The organism is Halobacteriovorax sp. RZ-2 (genome assembly GCF_043196685.1).
Lineage (GTDB): Bacteria > Bdellovibrionota > Bacteriovoracia > Bacteriovoracales > Bacteriovoracaceae > Halobacteriovorax_A.
Genome location: NZ_JBEBMR010000003.1, coordinates 174,329 through 195,873, shown reverse-complemented (window position 1 = coordinate 195,873; position 21,545 = coordinate 174,329). Strand labels below are relative to the sequence as shown.

Genomic DNA, 21,545 nt, shown 5'->3' with positions numbered 1-21,545 from the left:
TAATTACATTTCCCAATAACTTTCTTCTAGACTTTGCTCCTTAACCGGAAGGTTATGTGAGAGTCTAGGAGACTTCTGCTTTAGAACTTCATAACTCGTGCGATTTGCATACTTACATAATTGGTGAATTGAAGAATACGTTAGATACTTGCCATCGTGCTTAATAGAATGAGGTAGTAGTTTTTGGTGATAAACATTTGCCGCAATATCATGCAAGATTGCAGAAAGTGCTGCATCTCCGGCACCATTTGTATTTTCAATATTCTCAGGTCCTCCCATAAATGGATTGATATGAGAATAAATCTTAACTGGCCCACTACAATCAGCTTTTAACTGAGAGCGAGAGTATTCAAATCTATTATAATTTTCAATCGACTTAGAATGAAGCTTATCCTTTGTCTCACGGGCCCTTGTTTCACATGCCCAAGAAGCAATATAGAGTCCTCTTTCCCCATCTGTAATAAGTGCTAAATCGGTATAGTCTAAAATCTCCTCTCCAATAAGTAGCGGATCATCCATACCAAGTAATGCCTGGGCCTCGTCACGATTCATCGCTAAGACATTTACATTTTCTCTAATGAAGTTTTTGAAGAATTCTGTATCACTTTCTATCAGAGAGCTTGTTCCAAGAGCAAAAACAACTGGTATGTCATTTTCTTTAGCAATACTTACGGCCTTAAGAGTTGCTTTATAAAGAGGAGCATTACGATCTCTTAAAAGGAATGCTGTCACTAGCAAGGCGCTTGAGTTTTTTATGAGGTCATCAGGTATAAACTCTTCTGTTAGTTGATTCATGATCCCCTTTCCAATAGCAAAGGTTCTCTCTTTATCTGGAGTAATCAAACACATTGCTCTGGCCATCTGGCCGGCACATGGCTGGAGGTAGCTAAAATCAACTTTAGAAGAAGTACTGCAGATATATTTAAAGGCGTAGTCACCTACCTTTATCGTTTCACAAATTGTTCCAAGTGCAAAAGACTGATCATCAGACAATACCGAGTAATTGTGTAAAGTATTACCAACCGCTCCTCCTGCGTACTGACCAAGTATTCGGCCTTCTTCATACGAGCGTTGATAAAGGTCTTCAACATCCTTATCAGATAGTACATAAGACTCGCCTGCCTTAAGGCCAAATTCTTCTAATAGTTCAAATGAAGCATCAATTTCAATATCAACAAGAAGCTGATCGATGCCAACAATATAAACATTTTCTTTGCGGTTAAAATCTGTCTCAAAAGAAAGTCGACCCTTGGCGCTTACTGGAAAGTAATGCTTTGATCTTCTCTTACCTGGAAATCTCATAAATAATCCTAAACTAATGTAGTCAAAAATTCTATTTTGATTATAATAGATATATGAAAAAACTTTTAGTGTTAATTTTTTCTCTTACTCAATTAAGTACTCTCGCCTATCGTTATGCCGTGACAAAATCACGACAAACAATTGTCTACGCTGACGTTAACCTTTCGGCCCCAATTGGCTACATTCGCAGTGGGAGAAAAATTAAAGTCGGAGACAATGACCTAAAACAAGGGACGATTGTACCACTAGTTGTCTCAGGAAAGATTGCATATGTTAGGACTAATGATATAAGTTACTCGGTTTCGGGAACAAAACTCGAGCATGTTCCTGAAGTTACAGATCACGATGTGAAGACAATATTCACAAATGATGCCCAAAGACTAAAAGAAAATAGTTTCATCTCTCTCGATTACGCAAGATTTGAGGCCGGTACGGAATGGGACGACTTTCAGGCAAAATACGCCAATGAAACTTCTCCCGCCTTTAATCGTTTTAATCTAGCGATCGAATATCGTGACCCTAAACATCGTCATGGCTTCAAAATAACACTTGGCTACCTAACTGCTTCTGCAACATACAGTAGCATCAACAGTGTTCTGGGAGAGCTTCAATATCAGTATCGTTTGATTAATCGCAACAGCTTTGTTGCAGAAGGTTTTGCTGGCCTGATTCTAACGGGTGATTTTGAACAAGAAAACTTTGGCGAGAAGGCAACTGGAATGGCCTATGGATATAATATTGGTGGGCGTATTCGATTTGCACCATATTCAAGGGTTGGCTTTTATGGCCAGGCAGGACTAACGGCCCTTTACACAAGCTCAATGGATAATTTGGTTACAGAAACTGTTTCTTCAATTGGAGGTGTGTCAATTGGAGCAGGGATAAGCTTTCGCCTCTAGCTCAAAGAGCTAGAAGCATTTAATAGAGTTATTGTCACCATCATCGTTTTTGTAGCTTACAAAAATCTGATCAAGATTCTCATCGTATTCTACTTTAACGAGATAATTATCAAATACTCCAGAGAACATGTATCGACTTTTCATCGAAACAAATACCGATAGGTAAATTGTATTATCATTTGGACTCTCTAGCTCAACTTGATTTAGAGAATAAATATTAAATTTTAATTCGTCGGCATCAACAGAGAAAGCGGCCTTTTGTCCATCTAAACAAACCTTCTTATAGTCTCTTTTGATGGTATCCATTACGATCTCTTCAATTTGCTCTGCTCCCCAGCCAGTTTTTGCACCCCAGCCAGTCTTGAAATCAATATCGATTTGATTTTCTTTATAAGAAAATGGCTTCTCGCTAGAAATTAGTGCGAATGTATTAAATGAGATAATAATAGATAGTAAAATTGATTTAAGCATTTCTTTCCCTCATGTATGATGAGGTATTTATCCTATACCAAGGCATTTTCATCAAGTAAGTGTGTAATATATTTAGGTACTTACTAAATAATTTTCTCTATCTGTCGATATGTAAACTATGGAAATTAGGGGTATAGACCTATTTAGCTATATTGATTATCGTCAGTACTTAGAAGATATCTATCTAGGCCGTAAATCTGTTGATAAAAAGTATACATTTGGCCGTTGGGCCAAAGAACTTGGGATCTCAAGTGTCTCAGGACTTACCATGATTATCAAAGGCCAAAGGCATCCTGGGCCTCAGATCACGGCCATGTTAATTAAGAACCTTGAGTTAAATAAGAAAGAAGCAGAATTTTTTCAGACCTTAGTTGATGCTAAGAAAAACTCTAAGGGTGATGAAGAAACTTTTAAGGCCATTGTTGAAAAACGCACTTCAGATGTAACAAGGGCCGATCGCCAAGTTGAATTTAAATGGGAAATGGCACTATTAAGAGAGATGCTTAAGTGGAGCGACTTCAAGACTGCTAAAGACCTAAGTGCTAAGAAAATGATCTATAAGGGACAAGAAGACTACTCACACATTTTAAAACAAATGAAGAGTGCAAAGATCATCAATATTGAGAATTCAAAAATATACTTAAATAAAGAATACACTCCACAGTACAAGCTTGATATGTCACAATTTCTCCCTCTTCATAAAGAGATTTGTGATCTATCGGCCGATAGTTACTATCTTCCAAAAGAGCAAAGGGTCTTAGAGCACTTTCTCATTAATGTAAAAAGATCAGACCTACCTGAAGCAAAGAAGAAGATTATGAAGTTTATTGATGAATTCACAGAGGAATTTGACTGTGAAAGCGGAAATAGTGAAGAGCATCAGATCTTTACCCTATCGACACTCTTCTTTCCATTTACTGCTTAATCATTGTATTAGAAATCATTATACTTGATAACTTTCCAGGGCCCATACAATGTAGCCTCACTTGCATCTGCTTTTCAATCTGCGTGTGGCCGATTAGAGCACACTGGGAAGGTATGGCATAATTATATTTTAGCTTTGTGCTAACCTTATCCTCGTCACTTGTAATTAAGCGAATATTGTCACCAAAGAGTCTCTGCATATCAGTATAGATTGCGCCTTTAGAAGAACTCAGCTGTCCCATCTGAAAAATCTGAGAGAAGTTTCCACCAGGAAAACTTGACTCACGATTAATCGCAGTCTTTGAAGTGCTGATAATTCTTTTGCCATCAGTTACAACAAGGTGAATATGATAGCGTCCTTCGATATAAATCGAATAATTTTGCTCTTCTTTATAGACGGCCAAAATTGAAGCAAGTGGATCATTCCAATCACTCTCAAACCTTAATGTTCGTCCACCTCTAGAAAGCTTGAAAGATAGCTTATTTAGCTCTTGTTGGCGTGTAATCAAATACTCACTTATAAAATCACCATCAGCAGTCGAGCGAACTGTGGAAATATTCGACTGATGAATTTGAAGAGATCTCCCCTTTTTAATAATTTTAAAATTTTGGGTATCATCAAAGATAATCTCGTAATATTCATTGAAGCTAACTTCACCAAGAGCATAGACGATTCTAACTTGGCCACTATTTTGAGACTCTTTATCTTGTTCAAGAAATGAAACAAATTGTAATTTCTTAAAGAAAGGTAGATCAAGCATTTCTCTAATCTTTGTATCAAATTGATATGACTCTAAGGTTCTAATTTGTAACTTCACCTTATCATCTTCAAGAGATGGCAATAGATAATAAGGCCTCTTTTTTTGTATATTATTTAAAAAGTCGATTGGGTCTGTATTATTATCAACTTGAGGTAACTCAAAAACCTTACTGACAAGTGGAACTAAGACACTCCCAAGCTTATTCGTTTGCGTTCTTATAAAATTGAAATATGGACGTCCTCGATTAAAATCCAGCCCACCAAATTGAGTTGCATTCAAGCTCCATCGAGAGTGCTCTCCAAAGAGTGGCCTTCCTCGCGAATCAAATGATTCAAGAATATACTCACGATTGTTAGATGATGTACCATAGACAAGAATATCAAGCTGACCATCAATATTCATATCCACTTTCATGACGCTAATAACTTTTATATCCTTAGAAAATTGAATCTGAAATGGTTCAAAGCTTTGTCTCTCTTCAGACAAGTAGAATATACTCTTTAGCGAGCGGTTATTTAAAACAAAGTAGTCTTGCGAGCTTTTCTTGGCGTCAAATTCAATAACTTTTTGCAATTGAGAACTTTTAATATTTGGTGCAATTCTCAAAAGAGCACCAGCTGCAATTTTTGAAACCTGTTTCTTATAAGAAATAGGAAGAGGCACAAAGAACTGAGCATCAAAAGATTTATCAGAAATAAGAGCATCATCTTTTACGAGGCTCAACTTAAGCCTTTGCCAAGTATCAATATCAAGACTTGGTATTTTTACACTTATTTGAACTCGGTTTAAACCTTCTTTTAGTGATATTTGACGGCATGTCTTTTCATCGTATATCACCATCGAACCGAGGCAGATTCTTGCATCTTCGAGTACATATTTAGAATAGATATCAAAACTTAGACTGGCGCCATAGTTATCATCTACTATTTTATCAATTGTGATACTATCCACCCCTTTTGTTAAAATGACTGGTGGCAGAGGCTTATTAAAACCAGTACTAAATGAATCCATGAACTTTTGATAGTCGGCCATTAAGAGATCAGATTCAGAAAGAGTTCTTGAATAAGATTTTAATTTTGCTAAAAAGTCATAGCTATTAATGGCCAGGTCTTTTAATTTAGCTGCAGCGGCAAGGGCCGTAATATGTGCAATAGAAAAAGATGTCCCCGTTTTAATATCATAATTACCGACACGTAGAACCGTTGATTCCATACTTGATGGAATTGTACCAACAAGTTTTTCTCCTGGAGCATAGATATCAACAGTCTGGCCGTAATTAGATGAAGATACTTTTTGACCTTGAATATCAATTCCACCTACACAGACAACACCGTTATAATTACAAGGAAAGATATTTCTTCGTTTGTTATTATTTCCGGCCGAGGCAACAACAATAACATTCTTCTTTAGAGCATAATCAATTGCACTAACAACCTGAGGAGTCTCGATAACTTTTGGGATCCCTAAAGATAGATTCAATACTTGTGCGCCATTATTTACGGCAAAAGCGATGGCCTTGGCCAAGTAGCTAGAGACAACTTTCCCATCATGAGTAAAGCCTCTAAAGTTTGTGATGGCCTTAACTGGCATAATTTCAATATTCTCAGGAAGTAGTCCATCAATACCAACACGATCTTTTTTGGCAGCTAAAAGTCCTGCAACAAATGTACCGTGACCAATCTCATCAGAAACATTCCCATTTCCATCAAGGACATTATAACCGTGACAAGGTAGGGCCTTTTTCTCTTCTTCAGTCTTACCGACACAACCTGGGTAGAACCAAATATTATCTTTGATTTCAGGGTGATTCACATCCACGCCAGTATCGATAATAGCAACAATAACCTTGGAGCTGCCAAATTGATCAAGCTGGGCCTTAGTGAAATAATTAATGTCAACACCCTTAACACCATCAATATTTTCAAATCCTAGCTCAGATGTCTTTCTAATATATGACTGGCCCGTATTTTTGATATTCCATTGTCTTTGAGATAAGTCGATACCAAAGCTACTTTGAGTAATAATAGAGCACATAAGAATAGAAAGAGCTGTGACTTTATTAAAAATCATTTTAGAGTCTCCCTATACCATAGCCCTAAGACTTCGGCCTTGATCATCCCAAGAACCTTAACAAGCTTATTAATTGGCCCACCAAAATTTCTCGAATTAATTTTCCCATAAGAATTACCGACAATTGGCTTCATCATTAGCTCACTTCCAACACGGTAACCTGATAATTGCGATTCAATATAGATATTATCTTCGCCAAAAAAGTCGAGTAGTGTCTTTGCATCAACATACTTAGCAAAGTAGTGTCCAACATGGGCCAAACACTTAAGTCCCTTTTGCGTTTTATTCTTATTTAAATACTTATTACACCAATAAAGCTTACTTCTAATGGGATCGAGATCACCACAGCGAAGCTTTTCAGAAATCGTACGGCCTGTATTATCGTTGTCTCGCCCACCACGTCTAAAACATCTTCTAATCTTCATTTTACGTGTGATTTTATCTAGATCTTTTGAAGTAATTGAAAGAATCTTCTTTACCGATTTATCAAAGAAATGAATCTTACTCTCCAGTCGCACAAAGTGCATATCTCCAGCATCATTGGCATCCGAAGGTGTATAGAAATTAAGATTGAAGGCCTCATTTTCTTTCTTAAGATACTTCTTAATTGTCTTTTCCTTCATGATGGCCTTTTCATGAGTCTTTCGATAATGCATATACAATTCATTCATATTATCGAGAGTTGGCCTAGCATCAACATCACTTAGCTTAGATTCAAACTTTGTCTCATATGTTGTTGCGGCACCAAAAAGGTCCTTTCCAGGGTTTTTATAATAGTGCTTTGCTTCTTCAATCATAGGAATGTAGCTCTTATCAAAGCTCACATCTAAGTTATTAATAAATTTCTTTAAATTATAAGAGGCAATATTCTTTAAGAATTTTCCAACAGCAATCCCGTCCATCTCTCCAAATGTTGATGAAATCAATTTGATATTGACTTGATCCTTAATTTTAACAAAGAGTTCAGTAATCGACTTAAAGGTACGAGAGACGAAAAATAAGAGATTTAGGTTAAACGTTTTATCTTTCGAATTGTTATAAACTTGAATATCTTCTGGCCCCATTGCCTCATTAGAGCGATCTCTGAGTATTGATAGAAACTTGGCCGCATTTTGTGAAAACACTAAATCATCTTGTTCTGGGTCCATATTTATTTCATAGAACTTTAAGTCCAGCTTCGATTTAATTGATGCAGCTTCACTCATAATAATTGGGATTAAATATGAAATTCCACCACGAGCTCTAACTTCATTTACATTGGCCTCATCATAGTAAACTTGAAATTTATACTTTGATTTTCGAGTAATATGAATTCTTGAAAGTTCTTTGTACTTAGTACTAATCGAACCATATCCATTGGCCACACCAAAAAGAGGGGCATTTAGAGACAGTGTTACATCTGGAACAACAGATGTTGAGATAATAATCGACTCTCCTATTCCAAAATTTTGAGAAATTTCATTATAAATTGCATGAAGATCTTCTCTTCTTGTTTCATTATTAAGATCTGAAATATTGATTGATTCTTTTAATCTCTCTTCGATATTACGTAGTGTCTTACCAACTAACATATTCTTATAAGGAGTCTTAATCGCCTCCCTTAGATCTTGCAGGGGCCTTACATGAGTATAGCTTGTATTGATTCCAATATTTGGAAAGACTGAACCACCAGTTGTTTGTGAAATAAACCTTTCAAGCCCAATGAAAAGCCCTAGGTTTGTGGTAAATCCAATTGTGTCAGCAAGTTGAACGAAGTTATCTGTTCCAAGACTTTGTCCTACAACAACGTCGCGGCCAAAGATAATATTTCCTCTAACGACAGGTGACTTCCAAGAAGAAAAAGGAAGAGGTGGAAACTCTCCGTGCTCAGCGAAGTAATCAAGAGCAAAGTCCTTATTGGCCAGAAAGTCTTCTTGTAACCACTTCACCTTGGCCTTTGATAAGTCAAAAGCACTTAGGCCTTCACTAATTTTTCCAGTAATCCATTTAAAAGTACTACTTTGTGCTTCTGAAAAAAGAAAGGCCGGAATATCATCCATTGGCGACTTACTAGCTCCAAAGCTAAATTGGCCAGCATAACCTTCAAAGCTGTGTGGAATAAGAAAACCATCTTCAACAAGAGGATCTTCGATATCTTTCTTATATTCAATAAGAGGGGCATTTATCTTTAATGTCGAGATAAGATTATTTCGTCGACCGATAATCTTTTCGATTAAAAGCCTTTCAACAACTTTTGGATAGTGAGACTGTTTAACGATTTGTGTGATTTCATTGCGATTTAAATTTCCTATCAATCTTGCAATCCATTTTACATCATCATAGGTAGCACTGAAATCAGTAGAGCTTGGATATTCAAAAAGTAGATGATCATTTTTGATCTTTAAAAAATTAAATGAAAATTTATTAATTGATTCTTCTAAATTTAGAAGTGAATAAACAACAATTAAGCTTCTAAGAGTACGAAGATCTTTAGTATCATTAATTGAAGTTAGGGCAACGTCATAAAAATCATCTTCTTTAGGATGTCTTACGAAAATATCCTTTAAGATAAGGTAGTCACTTCCCTCTTCGACAAGCCAATTCTTATATGAAGCTCCCAACTTAATAACGAGCTCTACATCTTTAAAGTAGTCTTTTTGTTTTTCGTCTTTGAAATTGATTTTAATATTCTTAAGGTATTTAGAAGTTGGAACAACATAGCCTAAGCCTCTAAGCATATTCTTACGAAGAAGAATTGTATGAAGTGTTTTTGAAAGGTGTACTTGAAAATTACCTTCACTATTTTGGGCATTAAATCTAAGGACACCAGCAGGAGAGCTGATAACTCCAGAGAAGCTTAATGAGTCAGCGTCTCTAATTGGTAAGAGAGCATCGTCCTTAAAACGAGAAAAATTATTGGCCCCATTCCATAGATTTGATAAAACAGGAGAAAGAGTTGAGAGATCAATGCCTTCGGCCTGTAGCTCATAGGCCTGTTCAGAATCAATTGGGCCATATTCTATACTATAAAGATCCGATGCCGGTAGGGCCTCACCATTTATGGCAACAAGTCCATCGGCGGCAAAGACCTTTGCCGTTAAGATCGAAATCACTAAAATCAATATACTTAAATTTAAAATTTTCATTACGCTCTAAAGTAACAATATTTGGCGCTAGAATTGGATCTTTTGAAAGATCTACAAGTGCTGTTTAATCGCTGTACAAGTTCAAAATAAAAGGGCCCATTCAGGCCCTCTTAAATGTGTGGTATTTGGATATAATTTCAATAGCTTATAATTCAATTGAAAGTAATTCTGGAAGGATAACATCCTCGATATTTTGAGTTGTTGTCCCAAGGTGTCCAGCGACATCATCAAGAACTTGCTCACGTGCACTAAGATCGTTCTTAGCTGCCATAAACTCTTCAATCGATTTTCCAGTAAAGTGCTTGATATTATTTGCAATTGCCTGCTGATCTTGCTCAAGAAGTTCACCATCTTTTGCGTTTTCAAGCATTTTCTTGATTTCTTTTTCCATTGTCACAAGAGAAAGTGCCTTATCAGCTGGAAGTTTGAAGGCCTGAGAATAAAGAGATGCTTTATTAAACATTTGAAGCTCATCATCATTGGCGGCCATTAGACCTGTATCCATTGTCTCTTCTTCATCTTCATAGTAGTAACCAGTGTCAAAACCTTGGAATACTGGATCACCAAAAACATCTGATCCAACGTAGTCAACGATTTCATAATCGTCACCCCAACCGTCACCAATAATTCCTAAGTCCCATGCATCATCTGATTGAACGTCACGGAATTCATCTGCAAGACCTTGGTTATTTGAGTAATAGTCCCAATAAGCAAGAGTTCTAAGGTATGTAATATCAACTGCTACGAATTCATTATACTTAGCATCGAAGTAAACAAAGAAGTCCTCTCTAAGAGAATCATACTGATCCTTCTCAAGAGTGTTTAGGTCATAGTAATAAGGATCAACACTATTTAATGCCGATACAAATCCTTGTGCTGTTACGTATGGAGAAGTGTATCTTCCATAAGTCGACGATGATCCAGAGCCTCCGCTTCCACCGCAAGAAACAAGTAACGTACCAAGTGCTGCAACCGCTAATAATTTTTTCATTTATACTCTCCCTCAAAAAAATTGAAACCTTTGCTATTCAGCAAGGCCAGTCATTAATAAAATCTTCGTGATTTTAAAATTAGAATAATGAAACTAGTTCAAGATCCATGCCAACTTTTTTCTCACAAACTTGATGCATTTAGTACCATATTGGCCCTAAAGTGGATTTTTTACTGGTGCTATAAGAAACTGTTAGAAAAATTGGGTTCAAGATGCACCTTGCACCGTGACAAATCAATGCTCCGCGTTCCAAAAATGTTTTAGGATCCTTTTAAGATTGACCACTTAGACAATATTACTTATATTTTATTTTTAAAATATAAAGGTTATTTCACGATGAAAGAAGCTATGGATATGGACATTGAAATTGTTGAAAAGAGACTACTTGAGTATCTTCCTCATTATGAGGCCTTCTTTTCTAAAGTTGGTTTTAAACGCATCGAAGGTGCCGTCTTTGGCGTACTCGTCTATTCTTCAAGGCCACTTGCTTCAGATGAAATCGAAAAAATTCTTGGGCTTTCACAGCCGGCAGTTTCTAGTGCTTTAAAGACTCTAGCAACATATAAGATGGTCATCTCTCATGATCATCCTGAAATTAAACGCATGAAAATTCACGAGGCCAATGATGATGCCATCAATATTGTCTCAAATATTGTAAAGAAGCGTGAACTTGAGATTATTGAAGAGTTTGAGAATATCACTGCTGAATCACTAAAACTCGTCCATGATGAAAAAAGAAAGAAGCGTTTAACAAATATCTTAACAACTACTCGCTTTGCTAGATCGCTTAGCGAATTTATCATTTCAATCAGCAAAGAACTCGATAACCCTTATATGGCCATTGAAAAATTTCCGATGGTAACGAAAGTCTTAAAAAACTCCCTCACAGATATCAATCAAATCAAATCTGGGATTACTTCAGGGTTAAAGAACTCTTTCTTAAATATCGTATCAAAAATTGAAAATGAAAAACATAATAATGGAGTCAATGAATGAACCTATCACGAGTCGTTATCACAGGTGTGGGCCTAACTGCACCAAATGGAAATAGCTTAAAAGAATTCCGCTCAGCTCTTTTAGAGCAAAAGTCAGGAATCACATATGAAGAAGTACGTTTTATGGGGCAAATCCCTGTAGGAAAATGTGATTTTGACGAAAGAAAGCATCAAAAAGGTAAAATGAGAAAGCGCGGAACTCGTGTTGGTGGTATCTCTGTTTACTGCTCAAAAGAAGCATTAGAAGATGCTGGATTAGATATTAATTCAATGGATAAGTCTCGTATTGGGATTTATCTAGGAATTACTGAACATGGCCCAGTTGAAACAGAAGAAGAGTTATTCCAATTTTATAAGAATAATGATGAGAAGCCAGAGCTTTGGACTCACCATCATAACCCTAGAACAGTTGCCAACGCACCTGCCGGAGAGGTTTCTTTAAATCTTGGAATCACAGGACCGCATTATACAATTGGTGCTGCATGTGCCGCAGGAAATATGGGGGTTATCCAAGCTGTTCAAATGCTTCAACTTGGGGAAGTCGATCTTGCTCTTGCCGGTGGTGTTTCAGAATCATCAAACTCATTTGGGAACCACGTCTCATTTAAAGCACAAGGGGCACTAGCAGACTACCCTGAAGATCAAACTCGTGCTTCACGCCCACTAGATAATAACAGAAACGGAATTGTTATCTCAGAAGGCGGATGTGTTTATACACTAGAAAGACTTGAAGACGCTCTTGCTCGTGGTGCAAAGATTTACGGTGAAATCGCTGGCTACCATACAAATAGTGATGCAACGGACTTCGTTCTTCCAAACCCAGAGCGCCAAATGGAATGTGTCCATAAGGCCATCGCTAAAGCAGGAATTACAATTAATGATATCGATATTGTGAACCTTCATGCAACTGGTACAAAGATGGGAGATATCCAAGAAGTTGCTGGTATTAAAGAAGCTTTCAAAGATTCACCAGAAGTTGCTGTCAATTGTACAAAAGGCTTAATCGGTCATGCCATGGGAGCGGCCGGAGCACTTGAACTTGCAGGAAATCTTCCAAGTTTTGAAGATGGCCTTGTTCACCCATGCCACAAAATTGATGAGATCGATCCAGAGTGTGCCATGGATCAGCTTGTACTTGAAGCACCATTAAAGAAAGACGTGAAATATATCCTTAACAACTCATTTGGGATGTTAGGTATTAATTCAACATTAATCATAAAGAAATACGAAGCTAAGGCTTAAATTAGAAACAGGAGAAAAATATGACACCAGAACAAGTAAGACAAATCGTAGTTGATATTATTGCAGACATCGCAGTTGATGATGATGTTACATCTATTGATGATGCAACTCCACTAAGAGATCAACTAGACCTAGATTCAATGGACTTTCTTGATATCGTTATGGAACTTAAGAAACAACACTCAATCGAAGTACCTCAAGAAGATTACCCTGAGCTTGCTTCTATGAATTCTTGTGTTGCTTACCTAACACCAAAATTCCAGTAAGTTTAATAAAGGCCACGTCACGTGGCCTTATTTCAAAAGAAATAATATGACACAAAAATATGACGTAATTGTAATTGGCGCTGGAATGAGTGGACTTGCCGCAAGTATCCGACTTGCGATGTTTGGCAAGAAAGTTGTCTGTTTAGAGAAGCACTCAATCTCTGGTGGCCTTAATTCTTATTACAGACGTGGAAAGAGAAATTTCGACGTAGGACTTCACGCCCTGACAAATTTTGCAACTCGTGGTGAGCGAGGAAAACCTCTCACGAAACTTCTTAAGCAATTAAGACTACCGTGGGCCGAACTTGATCTAATTGAACAGAAGCAATCAAAGATCATCTTTCCAGAAACAAGTCTCACTTTTACAAATGACTTTGCAGTTTTAACACAAGAAATTGCTGATAAATTTCCTGCATCAATTGATGAGTTTAATCAATTTGTTGCCTATATTAGAGACTTCAATGAAGTCGCCTTAAATAATGAAACTTATATGGCAAAGGATGTTGCCAGAAAATATATAAAGAATGAAAAGCTTATCTCCATGATCTTCGCTCCCCTTCTAATTTACGGATCAGCATGGGAAGATGACATGGACTTTTCTCAATTTGTTATCATGTTTAAGAGTATCTATCTGGAAGGTTTTGCTAGACCTGATGGTGGAGTTAGAAAGATCATTAACCTCTTACTTGATAAGTATGAAAAGCTTGGTGGAGAGCTTCGCTTTCGCGCAGGCGTTTGTTCAATCAACACAAATAATGAGAAAGTAACAAGTGTTACATTAGAAAATGGAGAAGTACTTGAGTGTGACAAGGTCATCTCTAGTATGGGCCACCCTGAAACCATGGCCATTACAGAGGGACAGACTTCGCAGAAAGTCGCTGTTGGGCCAATGACTTTTTGTGAAACAATTCTTTGTCTTGATGAGCGTCCAAAAGACTTTGATATGAATGATACAATTCTTTTTTACAACGAAAGAGAAGATTATCAGTATCGCGGGCCTAGTGACTTTATCGACAATAAAAGTGCCGTTATCTGCTTTCCAAATAATTTTGCCAATGACGATAGTGATGAAGGCATTATCCGTCTTACCTATATGGCAAATTATGAAAAGTGGAAAGAATTGGTAAGCACTGATCGTAAGGCTTACCTGGCCATGAAGAACGAAGTCTATGAACAATCGCTTCAAACATTAAAAACACTTTATCCGAATGCTTCTTTGGATGAAAATGTGAAATTTAAAGATGTCTTCACACCTCATACTATTGAGCGCTATACCGGTCACCTTCGAGGTTGCGTTTACGGTTCAACTGATAAGTTAAGAGATGGAAGAACTCCAGTTCAAGGACTTTATCTTTGCGGAACAGATCAAGGTTTCTTAGGAATTATTGGTTCTATGTTAAGTGGGATCTCCATGGCAAACCTTCACGGACTAATGGAATAAAAAGGAAAGATTCGAATGAAATATAATAATGTCGTAATCGAAGACTATGCCTATATAGAGCCTCCAGAGGTTCTAACGAGTGATAAATTAGAAGAACTTCTTGAGCCGATTTATACAAGACTTAAACTGCCTCACGGAAGGCTTGAGCTTATGACAGGAATAAAGTCGCGCGGATTCTGGCCGAACTCAACTAGGCCTAGCTCCATTGCTAGCGAAGCTGGAAATATTCTCTTAGATAAGCTTTCTAAGAAAGGCATTAAAAAGTCAGATGTAAATCTTCTGATTAGCTCAAGCGTATGCCGTGATTTCTTAGAACCTTCAACGGCATCCGTTATTCATGCAAATCTAGAGATGCCAAGTGAGTGTATGCTCTTTGATATTTCTAATGCATGTCTTGGAATGGTTAGTGCATGGGAAATTGTGGCAAATATGATTGAAACGGGTGCCATCAAACGTGCCATTATTGTTTCAGGTGAAAATAGTGCACCTCTTTTAGAGAACACAATTAAGACATTGAATGAAGATCAAAGCATTACGAGAAAGTCGGTAAAGAAATTCTTCGCAAACCTTACGATCGGCTCTGCTGGAGTCGCCTATTGTCTTGCTCACAAAAGCGAAGCACCAAATGCACCACAAATCACTTCAATCACTAATCGCAGTGATTCAAAAGCAAATAAGCTATGCCAAGGTGACGGTAATCCAGAGTCACTTGTCATGGAAACAGACTCTGAAGAATTATTAAAATATGGTAAGGCACTGGCAAAGAAAACTTTTGATGATTCAAAACTTAATCCAAAAGAAATTGATATCGTTATTGGCCACCAAGTTGGTAAGGCCCACAAAGAAGTTGTCCTTGGTAAGCTAGGTCTTAATAAGCATGAAACCTTTGATACATTTGACACTCTTGGAAACACAGGTTCCGCTGCCCTTCCAATCACTCTGGCAAAAATGAGTGATGTTCAAGGGATTGAAAAAGGTAAGAAAATCGCCCTCGTGGGCATAGGCTCGGGGCTTTCATGCTCAGTCCTAGGAGTAACTTGGTAATGAATATGACAGTAAATACATGGCAACATGAATACCCTTTTAGAAATAACTTTCTTGAAATTGATGGAAAGAAGTACCACTACTTAGACGAAGGAAATCCTGAAGGTGAAGTAATTATCATGCTTCATGGTAATCCAACGTGGTCATTCTACTACCGTAATATTGTAAAAGAATTACAAGAGGACTATCGCTGTATTGTTCCAGATCATTTTGGTTGTGGACTTTCTGACAAACCTCAGGACTATGAGTACACATTAGAAAATCATATCAATAATGTCCTAATGCTTATTGACCAACTAGAGATTAAGAAATTTAAGCTTCTTGTTCACGACTGGGGAGGAGCGATTGGAATGGGTGTAGCGACTTCAAGGCCACAAGATGTGACAGGAGTCATCCTTCTTAATACTGCGGCCTTTAAATCTCTTGATATTCCAAAGCGTATCGCACTTTGCAAGCTTCCAGTAATTGGAGAGCCAATGGTAAGGGCCTTTAATGCCTTTGCATGGCCTGCTACATTTATGACAACGACAAAACCATTAGCAAAGCATATTAAGGAAGGCTACCTTCACCCATATGATAATTATGCTAATCGTATTGCAACAGCTCGCTTTGTTAAGGATATACCTTTATCAAGTAGTCATCCTACATATGCAAGACTTTCTCAAATTGAGGATAATCTTAAAAATGTAACATGCCCTAAGATGTTTCTTTGGGGAGCACAAGACTTTTGCTTCAATATGAAATTCCTAAAACGTTGGAAGGATTTCTACCCACCAGAAAGTGCAGAAACGAAGTATGTCGTTTATCAAGATGCTGGCCACTACGTTATTGAAGATGAAAAAGATAATTGCCTCAAGGAAATAAAAGGTTTCTTAAATGAATATCGCGCATAGGATTGAGAACTGGGCCCAGAAAACACCTGATAAGGTTTGTATTAAGTTCCCAAGAAAAACAGGTAGTGGTTACTACTATGATGAACTTAGCTTCAAAGAGTTTAATGATCTAAGCTCACACTATAGTGCTACTTTAAGTCTAGAAGGTATTCAAAAAGGAGATAAAGTTCTACTCTTTGTTAGGCCTTCATTTGATTTCCCGGCACTGACATTTGCCCTATTCAAAATTGGAGCAATACCGATCTTAATTGATCCGGGGATGGGCCTAAAGAATCTATTTAAAGCGATTAAAGACGCAAAACCTGACTATTTAATTGCTGTTAATATTGTTCATATTCTTAGAATGTTTAAAAAGGACAGCTTTAAGACAATTAAGAAGTTCTTCACAACAGAAGGCAAGATCTTTCCACACCTAACAACAATCAAATCGTTAAAAGAAAGAGACCAACTTAGTTTTGAGACGCAAAAAGTAGAAAGTAGCGACCTTGCTGCCATCCTCTTTACTTCAGGAGGAACTGGGCGACCAAAGGGCGTTGAATACACTCATGAAATCTTTAATCGTCAAACAGATGTCTTACAAGAGTTATTTAACTTAACACCAGAAGATGTCGATGTACCAGGATTTCCACTCTTTTCATTTTTTACAATGTCCATGGGTATGACTAGTGTTATCCCTGACATGAACCCTAGTAAACCTGCAAAGTGTAACCCCGAAGCACTTGTTAAAAATATTAATGATAATGGCGCAACATTTATTGCTGGCTCACCAGCGATCTGGGAGCGTGTTGGTGACTATCTAGAAAAGACAAATCAAACTCTTAAAAGCGTAAAGCATATTGTCATGTTTGGTGCGCCAGTTAGAAATGAAGTCCATGAGAAATTAATAGCACGCCTAGAAAGAGAAGATGCCGACACATATACACCATATGGGGCAACAGAGTGCTTACCAGTAAGTTGCTTTAATGGACGTGAAGTCTTAACGAACACTCAATTTGAAACGGCCCAAGGCGGTGGTACTTGTATTGGTCAACCTTGCCCAGGTGTAGAGATTAGAATTATAAAGGATGTCGATGGTGTCATCAAAGACATTAAAGACACAAAGCAACTTGCAAAGGGTATGGTTGGTGAAATCATCGTTCGCACCAAAACAGCAACTGCTGCCTATCATGAGCTTCCTGACAAAACTCGTGAGGCTAAAATCTATGATGGTGATACTTTTTGGCATCGTATGGGTGATCTAGGAAAGATGGATGCTCAAGGGCGTGTTTGGTTCTTTGGCCGAAAGGCCCACCAAGTAAAGGCCCATGCAACGACATACTACCCTATTTCAACGGAGGCTATTTTTAACAAGCATCCTCAAGTTAAAAAATCTGCTCTTATTTGGACCCTTAGAAATAACCGTGTTCGTCCAGCGCTAACGATAGAGCCAACAGGTAGAGTGATGAACAAGTCTAGGCTCAAGCAAGAGCTAAAAATTATGGCCAATAAATATAGTCACACAAAAGATATCGATGAAATTTTTATTTGCTCTAAATTCCCAGTCGATATTAGACATAATATTAAAATTGATCGAAAGGCCCTAGCGCAAATGGCCCAGCAAGGAAAACTTAGGTAATAATATGAAAATTCTCGTCACTGGTGTAACTGGCTTTCTTGGCCATCATATTGCGAAAGACCTTCTAGGCGAAGGCCATGAGGTCATCAATTTCTCAAGACGTCACACAAGTGAGGTCGAGGAACTTGGAATCAGAACACATCAAGGTGATTTAACAAATTTTCAAGATATCAAAGATGCTCTTACAGGTATAGATGCTGTTTTTCACGTTGCTGGAAAAGTCGGTATGTGGGGAAAGAAAGAAGATTTTGAAAGAATCAATATCGACGGGACAAAAAACCTTTTAAGAGCAATGAAGGAAGCTGGCGTTAAGTACCTGGTCTACACAAGTACACCTAGTGTTGTCTTTGGAAAAGAAGAGATAAAAAATGGTGACGAATCCCTTGCCTACCCAGAGATCTATTTAAACGAATATGCCAGAACAAAGTCAGTGGCAGAAAGGCTTGTCTTGGAAGCAAATGAAGCAAACTCGAGACAACTACTAACCACAGCAATTCGTCCACACCTTATTTACGGCGAAAGAGACAAGAATATCATTCCTACATTAGTAGAGAGAGCTAAGAGTGGCCGTCTAAAAATTATAGGAGAAGGTAATAATCTTGTGGACATCAACTATGTTGAAAATGCTTCACTAGCACACGTTATGGCCCTTAAAGAACTAATTCAAGAAGCAAAGAATCAAGGGAAGGCCTATTTCATTGGCCAAGAACGCCCGGTAAACCTATGGCACTTTATCAATGAAATCTTAATGGCAAAAGGTGTTGCACCATTAACGAAGAAAGTATCATTGAAGTTAGTTTATCTTATTGGAGCGATTTGTGAGTTCATTTACAAGTTAATTGGCAAGTATGAGGGCCAGCCGGCCATGACAAGATTTGTGGCCTTACAAATGGGAACCTCACATTACTTTAAGCACGACAATGCTCTAAAAGACTTTGGCTACTCTCCTAAAATTTCAATTGAAGAATCAATTGAGAAGATAAAAAACTAAAGCACTGAGAACAAGTCGGTAGATTAAGAAATAGCCAAATTGGATACGCTTAATTAACTTCATAAAGAAGTGAATTGTGGCAAGTCCTACGACAAATGAAACGATAACGCCCACAACACAACTTAGCATATCAAATTGTGCTCCTTGCGGGTTGCCTATAAGGTTGTATGTTTTAAGTAAAAAGGCCGCAAAAATTAAAGGCAGTGATAGTAGGAAAGAAAAAGAAGAAGCGTCTTCCTTTGATAGTCCTAAGAACCTCGCTGCAGTAATCGTAATCCCCGAGCGTGAAACTCCTGGAAAAATAGCAAGAACTTGAGAAAGGCCAATCACAATTGAAGAAGAGGCCCTAAAACCTTCCATATTCTTATTTGTTTTACCAATTCGATCTGAAATAAAGAGAAGAATTCCAAAAAAGGCCAAGTTAAAAGCAATAAAGACTTCGTTACGCCCATAGTTTTCAGCAGTTGATTTTAAAATTAGTGCAAAGAATCCTGTAAAGAATGTTGCAATGAGAAAGTTCTTAGTGAAGTTATCGCAGCTCTTACCGGGAATCAGAAATAGCACAGCATTTTTTACAATTCTTTTCACATCATTAAAGAAATAAATCCCTACGGCCAACGCCGTACCAACGTGCATGGCAAGATCAAAGAAGATACCTGGATCTTTAAAATCGTAGATAAAAGGTAGAAGTGCGAGATGCCCTGAGCTAGAAACCGGTAAAAACTCTGTTAGCCCTTGAATTATTCCATAGACGACTGCCATCCATAATGTCATCTCTCAACTTCCTTTGTTACTTTTAACGCTTGCGTTTGCGCTTACTCTTTTTAGAACGTGTCCCCTTTCGTGGAGACTTCTTTAATGCCTTCTTTTCATTGTCTTGTGAAAGCAAATTAATATCTTTTAATTTTAGAGCAAGAAGGATGTCATTAAAACCTTTAATTGTCGCCTTCGAATAAGAATTCTTATTTTTGTCCATGGCCAATTGAAAAACCAGACTAAAGCGCTGTAAGGCCGAACGAACACTAGCGATATAGTCTTCATTTTGTGATTCTAATGCCCTCCTAGCATCCATCTTATAGTATTCTACAAGAAAGTTTTCCAGTCCTCTTGTATAGTCGCGAGTAAACTTAATATCTGTTTTATTTGAAATAAGATCAAAGCCGGCAAGTGGATTAAAGATCCCATCCTTTACCCAAGTTTGCAGTCGTTCATTTACTTTTTCTCCCCATCTCGCTTTAAAGAAAAGTGTATTTGCGAAAGCTGTTTGGGCCTTATCATTATCAAGGTTTCGGTCCCAAATGCTCTTGTAAACAACAGGCTTTAAAAGGGAGAGGCTAAAGAAAGTTTCGCGGTAAATGATATTTTCACCTGAATAGTCTTTTTTCCTTATGAGAATATTTTCACCGCTTTTGATAAAGTCGATATAGTTGTCATTGGTAATTTCAAGTAATTTCTCTAGCTCAATTTTAAGCTGTAGATAAGGTAGAAATTGAAAATGCCCTTTTAAAATGAGCCTAGGAATACTCTTATAATTGACGAGAAATGCATTTGAGATCAGTTCAAAAAGCTCAAGACTTGCTCTACCACTTAGGTAGTAAAGATCATCATCTCCCCTTTTTGACAATTCTAGCACCTTACTCAACTCAGGATAATATAGATCAAAAAGAAATAAGTTATCACGGGCGATCTTTACAAGTGAATAAAGATCAAAGCGTGATGAAATTTTAAAGATACCCTTATTTTTAAGTTTCGTATCCCAAATTGATATTAATGGACGATAGATCGTTTTTGAATCGACCTTTCTAATTTCAAAGCTAGGCCTTATGGTAAATCTTGAATTATCTAAATTGGTAAAACTTGAAAAACCTAGACTTGTGGAACCAATTTCGGTGAACGATTCAAAATCAGTAATCTCTCCTTCCACAAAAGTCTTTAGACCAAAATCCACAAATTGACTACTAAATAATTGCTGCTTATACATGAGGGCACTAAATGGTGTGAGCCCAATCGAGACAACACAAATTATTGTAGCAACTAAGTAAGATAATACTTTTGATTTATAAGTAATTCTCGAGGCCGTAAGTTTCACACTTATTGGTGACTCCACCCCTCTTGCAAATATATCCAAAATGAGTCGCACTGGTAATAAGATCAAGCGCATGATGGCACCTAATCTTTTTTGTATGGCCGAGCCCGCTGCAAGTCTAACACCACAAACATATTGGCCGAGCGTGATACTAAAGAATAATGAGCAATAGAATACATAGAGAAAGTATGTAATCAAGTAGACATAAAGATGTTGGATTGAAGCACCAAGGTTTTTAATATTAAAGATTGCATTTGTAATAGATAAAATAAACTCACTACCCAAAAGCCCATAACTTATAAATAAGCAAAGGCATAAATCGATAATGGTAGCAGTAATTCTTAGGTAGCGATTTGTATAAAACGTCATAGATAATTCAACCAACGGCCACTATTTTTGGCACTCAAATTTTAAATATTCTCAATTATA

Annotated in this window: 17 protein-coding genes; 10 read left to right on the top strand and 7 right to left on the bottom strand. The window is 37.3% G+C overall.

All coding sequences use genetic code 11. The features are described from left to right. Nucleotides 1-3 precede the first annotated feature (3 nt). Nucleotides 4-1,302 (bottom strand): inosine/guanosine kinase, encoded by a 1,299-nt coding sequence (locus ABMA78_RS12580; protein ID WP_392860506.1) that lies wholly within the window; start codon nucleotides 1,300-1,302, stop codon nucleotides 4-6. A 53-nt stretch (nucleotides 1,303-1,355) separates the two neighbouring features. Here ABMA78_RS12580 and ABMA78_RS12575 point away from each other — a divergent pair, with 53 nt between their 5' ends. After that, nucleotides 1,356-2,201: a hypothetical protein gene (locus tag ABMA78_RS12575; protein ID WP_392860504.1), complete on the top strand. Its 846-nt coding sequence runs from the start codon at nucleotides 1,356-1,358 to the stop codon at nucleotides 2,199-2,201. Nucleotides 2,202-2,210: 9 nt separating this feature from the next. On the opposite strand, the gene ABMA78_RS12570 is transcribed toward ABMA78_RS12575, so the two are convergent. After that, nucleotides 2,211-2,672: a hypothetical protein gene (locus ABMA78_RS12570; protein ID WP_392860503.1), complete on the bottom strand. Its 462-nt coding sequence runs from the start codon at nucleotides 2,670-2,672 to the stop codon at nucleotides 2,211-2,213. Nucleotides 2,673-2,790: 118 nt separating this feature from the next. Between ABMA78_RS12570 and ABMA78_RS12565 the strand changes: the two genes are divergently transcribed. Further along, a complete protein-coding gene (locus tag ABMA78_RS12565; protein WP_392860502.1) occupies nucleotides 2,791-3,597 on the top strand; it encodes a TIGR02147 family protein in 807 nt (268 codons plus the stop codon). On the opposite strand, the gene ABMA78_RS12560 is transcribed toward ABMA78_RS12565, so the two are convergent. The 3 genes from ABMA78_RS12560 to ABMA78_RS12550 all read right to left on the bottom strand — a co-directional run bounded on the left by ABMA78_RS12560 (nucleotide 3,587) and on the right by ABMA78_RS12550 (nucleotide 10,543). Next, nucleotides 3,587-6,427, bottom strand: coding sequence for a S8 family serine peptidase (locus ABMA78_RS12560; protein ID WP_392860500.1), 2,841 nt, complete (start codon nucleotides 6,425-6,427; stop codon nucleotides 3,587-3,589). The genes ABMA78_RS12565 and ABMA78_RS12560 overlap by 11 nt on opposite strands. Then, on the bottom strand, nucleotides 6,424-9,519 hold the full coding sequence (locus ABMA78_RS12555; RefSeq protein WP_392860498.1) for a hypothetical protein: 3,096 nt from the start codon (nucleotides 9,517-9,519) through the stop codon (nucleotides 6,424-6,426). Before ABMA78_RS12555 ends, ABMA78_RS12560 begins: the two co-directional genes overlap by 4 nt. Before the next feature lie 178 nt (nucleotides 9,520-9,697). Beyond that, nucleotides 9,698-10,543, bottom strand: a complete 846-nt coding sequence (locus ABMA78_RS12550; protein ID WP_392860496.1) for a hypothetical protein — start codon at nucleotides 10,541-10,543, stop codon at nucleotides 9,698-9,700. A gap of 336 nt (nucleotides 10,544-10,879) precedes the next feature. On the opposite strand from ABMA78_RS12550, the gene ABMA78_RS12545 reads away from it, so the two are divergent. The 8 genes from ABMA78_RS12545 to ABMA78_RS12510 are packed head-to-tail and all read left to right on the top strand — an operon-like array spanning nucleotide 10,880 to nucleotide 19,030. Then, nucleotides 10,880-11,539, top strand: a complete 660-nt coding sequence (locus ABMA78_RS12545) for a GbsR/MarR family transcriptional regulator (protein WP_392860494.1) — start codon at nucleotides 10,880-10,882, stop codon at nucleotides 11,537-11,539. Beyond that, a complete protein-coding gene (locus tag ABMA78_RS12540; RefSeq protein WP_392860492.1) occupies nucleotides 11,536-12,780 on the top strand; it encodes a beta-ketoacyl-[acyl-carrier-protein] synthase family protein in 1,245 nt (414 codons plus the stop codon). The genes ABMA78_RS12545 and ABMA78_RS12540 overlap by 4 nt, the downstream gene beginning before the upstream one ends. A 20-nt stretch (nucleotides 12,781-12,800) precedes the next feature. Then, entirely contained in the window at nucleotides 12,801-13,046 is a 246-nt protein-coding gene (locus ABMA78_RS12535) for an acyl carrier protein (protein WP_103217109.1), read from the top strand. 46 nt (nucleotides 13,047-13,092) lie between these two features. Next, on the top strand, nucleotides 13,093-14,487 hold the full coding sequence (locus ABMA78_RS12530; RefSeq protein WP_392860490.1) for a phytoene desaturase family protein: 1,395 nt from the start codon (nucleotides 13,093-13,095) through the stop codon (nucleotides 14,485-14,487). Between the two features lie 15 nt (nucleotides 14,488-14,502). Then, nucleotides 14,503-15,531, top strand: coding sequence for a 3-oxoacyl-ACP synthase III (locus ABMA78_RS12525; protein ID WP_392860488.1), 1,029 nt, complete (start codon nucleotides 14,503-14,505; stop codon nucleotides 15,529-15,531). Continuing rightward, nucleotides 15,531-16,424 (top strand): alpha/beta fold hydrolase, encoded by an 894-nt coding sequence (locus tag ABMA78_RS12520; RefSeq protein ID WP_392860486.1) that lies wholly within the window; start codon nucleotides 15,531-15,533, stop codon nucleotides 16,422-16,424. The genes ABMA78_RS12525 and ABMA78_RS12520 overlap by 1 nt, the downstream gene beginning before the upstream one ends. Then, nucleotides 16,408-18,039, top strand: a complete 1,632-nt coding sequence (locus ABMA78_RS12515; protein WP_392860485.1) for a fatty acid CoA ligase family protein — start codon at nucleotides 16,408-16,410, stop codon at nucleotides 18,037-18,039. The genes ABMA78_RS12520 and ABMA78_RS12515 overlap by 17 nt, the downstream gene beginning before the upstream one ends. 4 nt (nucleotides 18,040-18,043) lie before the next feature. Then, a complete protein-coding gene (locus ABMA78_RS12510) occupies nucleotides 18,044-19,030 on the top strand; it encodes an NAD-dependent epimerase/dehydratase family protein (RefSeq protein ID WP_392860483.1) in 987 nt (328 codons plus the stop codon). Here the strand turns inward: ABMA78_RS12510 and ABMA78_RS12505 are convergent. Both ABMA78_RS12505 and ABMA78_RS12500 read right to left on the bottom strand, forming a co-directional pair. Then, on the bottom strand, nucleotides 19,007-19,804 hold the full coding sequence (locus ABMA78_RS12505; RefSeq protein WP_392860482.1) for an undecaprenyl-diphosphate phosphatase: 798 nt from the start codon (nucleotides 19,802-19,804) through the stop codon (nucleotides 19,007-19,009). The two genes, ABMA78_RS12510 and ABMA78_RS12505, sit on opposite strands and share 24 nt — an antisense overlap. Nucleotides 19,805-19,826: 22 nt before the next feature. Further along, nucleotides 19,827-21,485 (bottom strand): hypothetical protein, encoded by a 1,659-nt coding sequence (locus ABMA78_RS12500; protein ID WP_392860480.1) that lies wholly within the window; start codon nucleotides 21,483-21,485, stop codon nucleotides 19,827-19,829. Nucleotides 21,486-21,545: the final 60 nt, after the last annotated feature.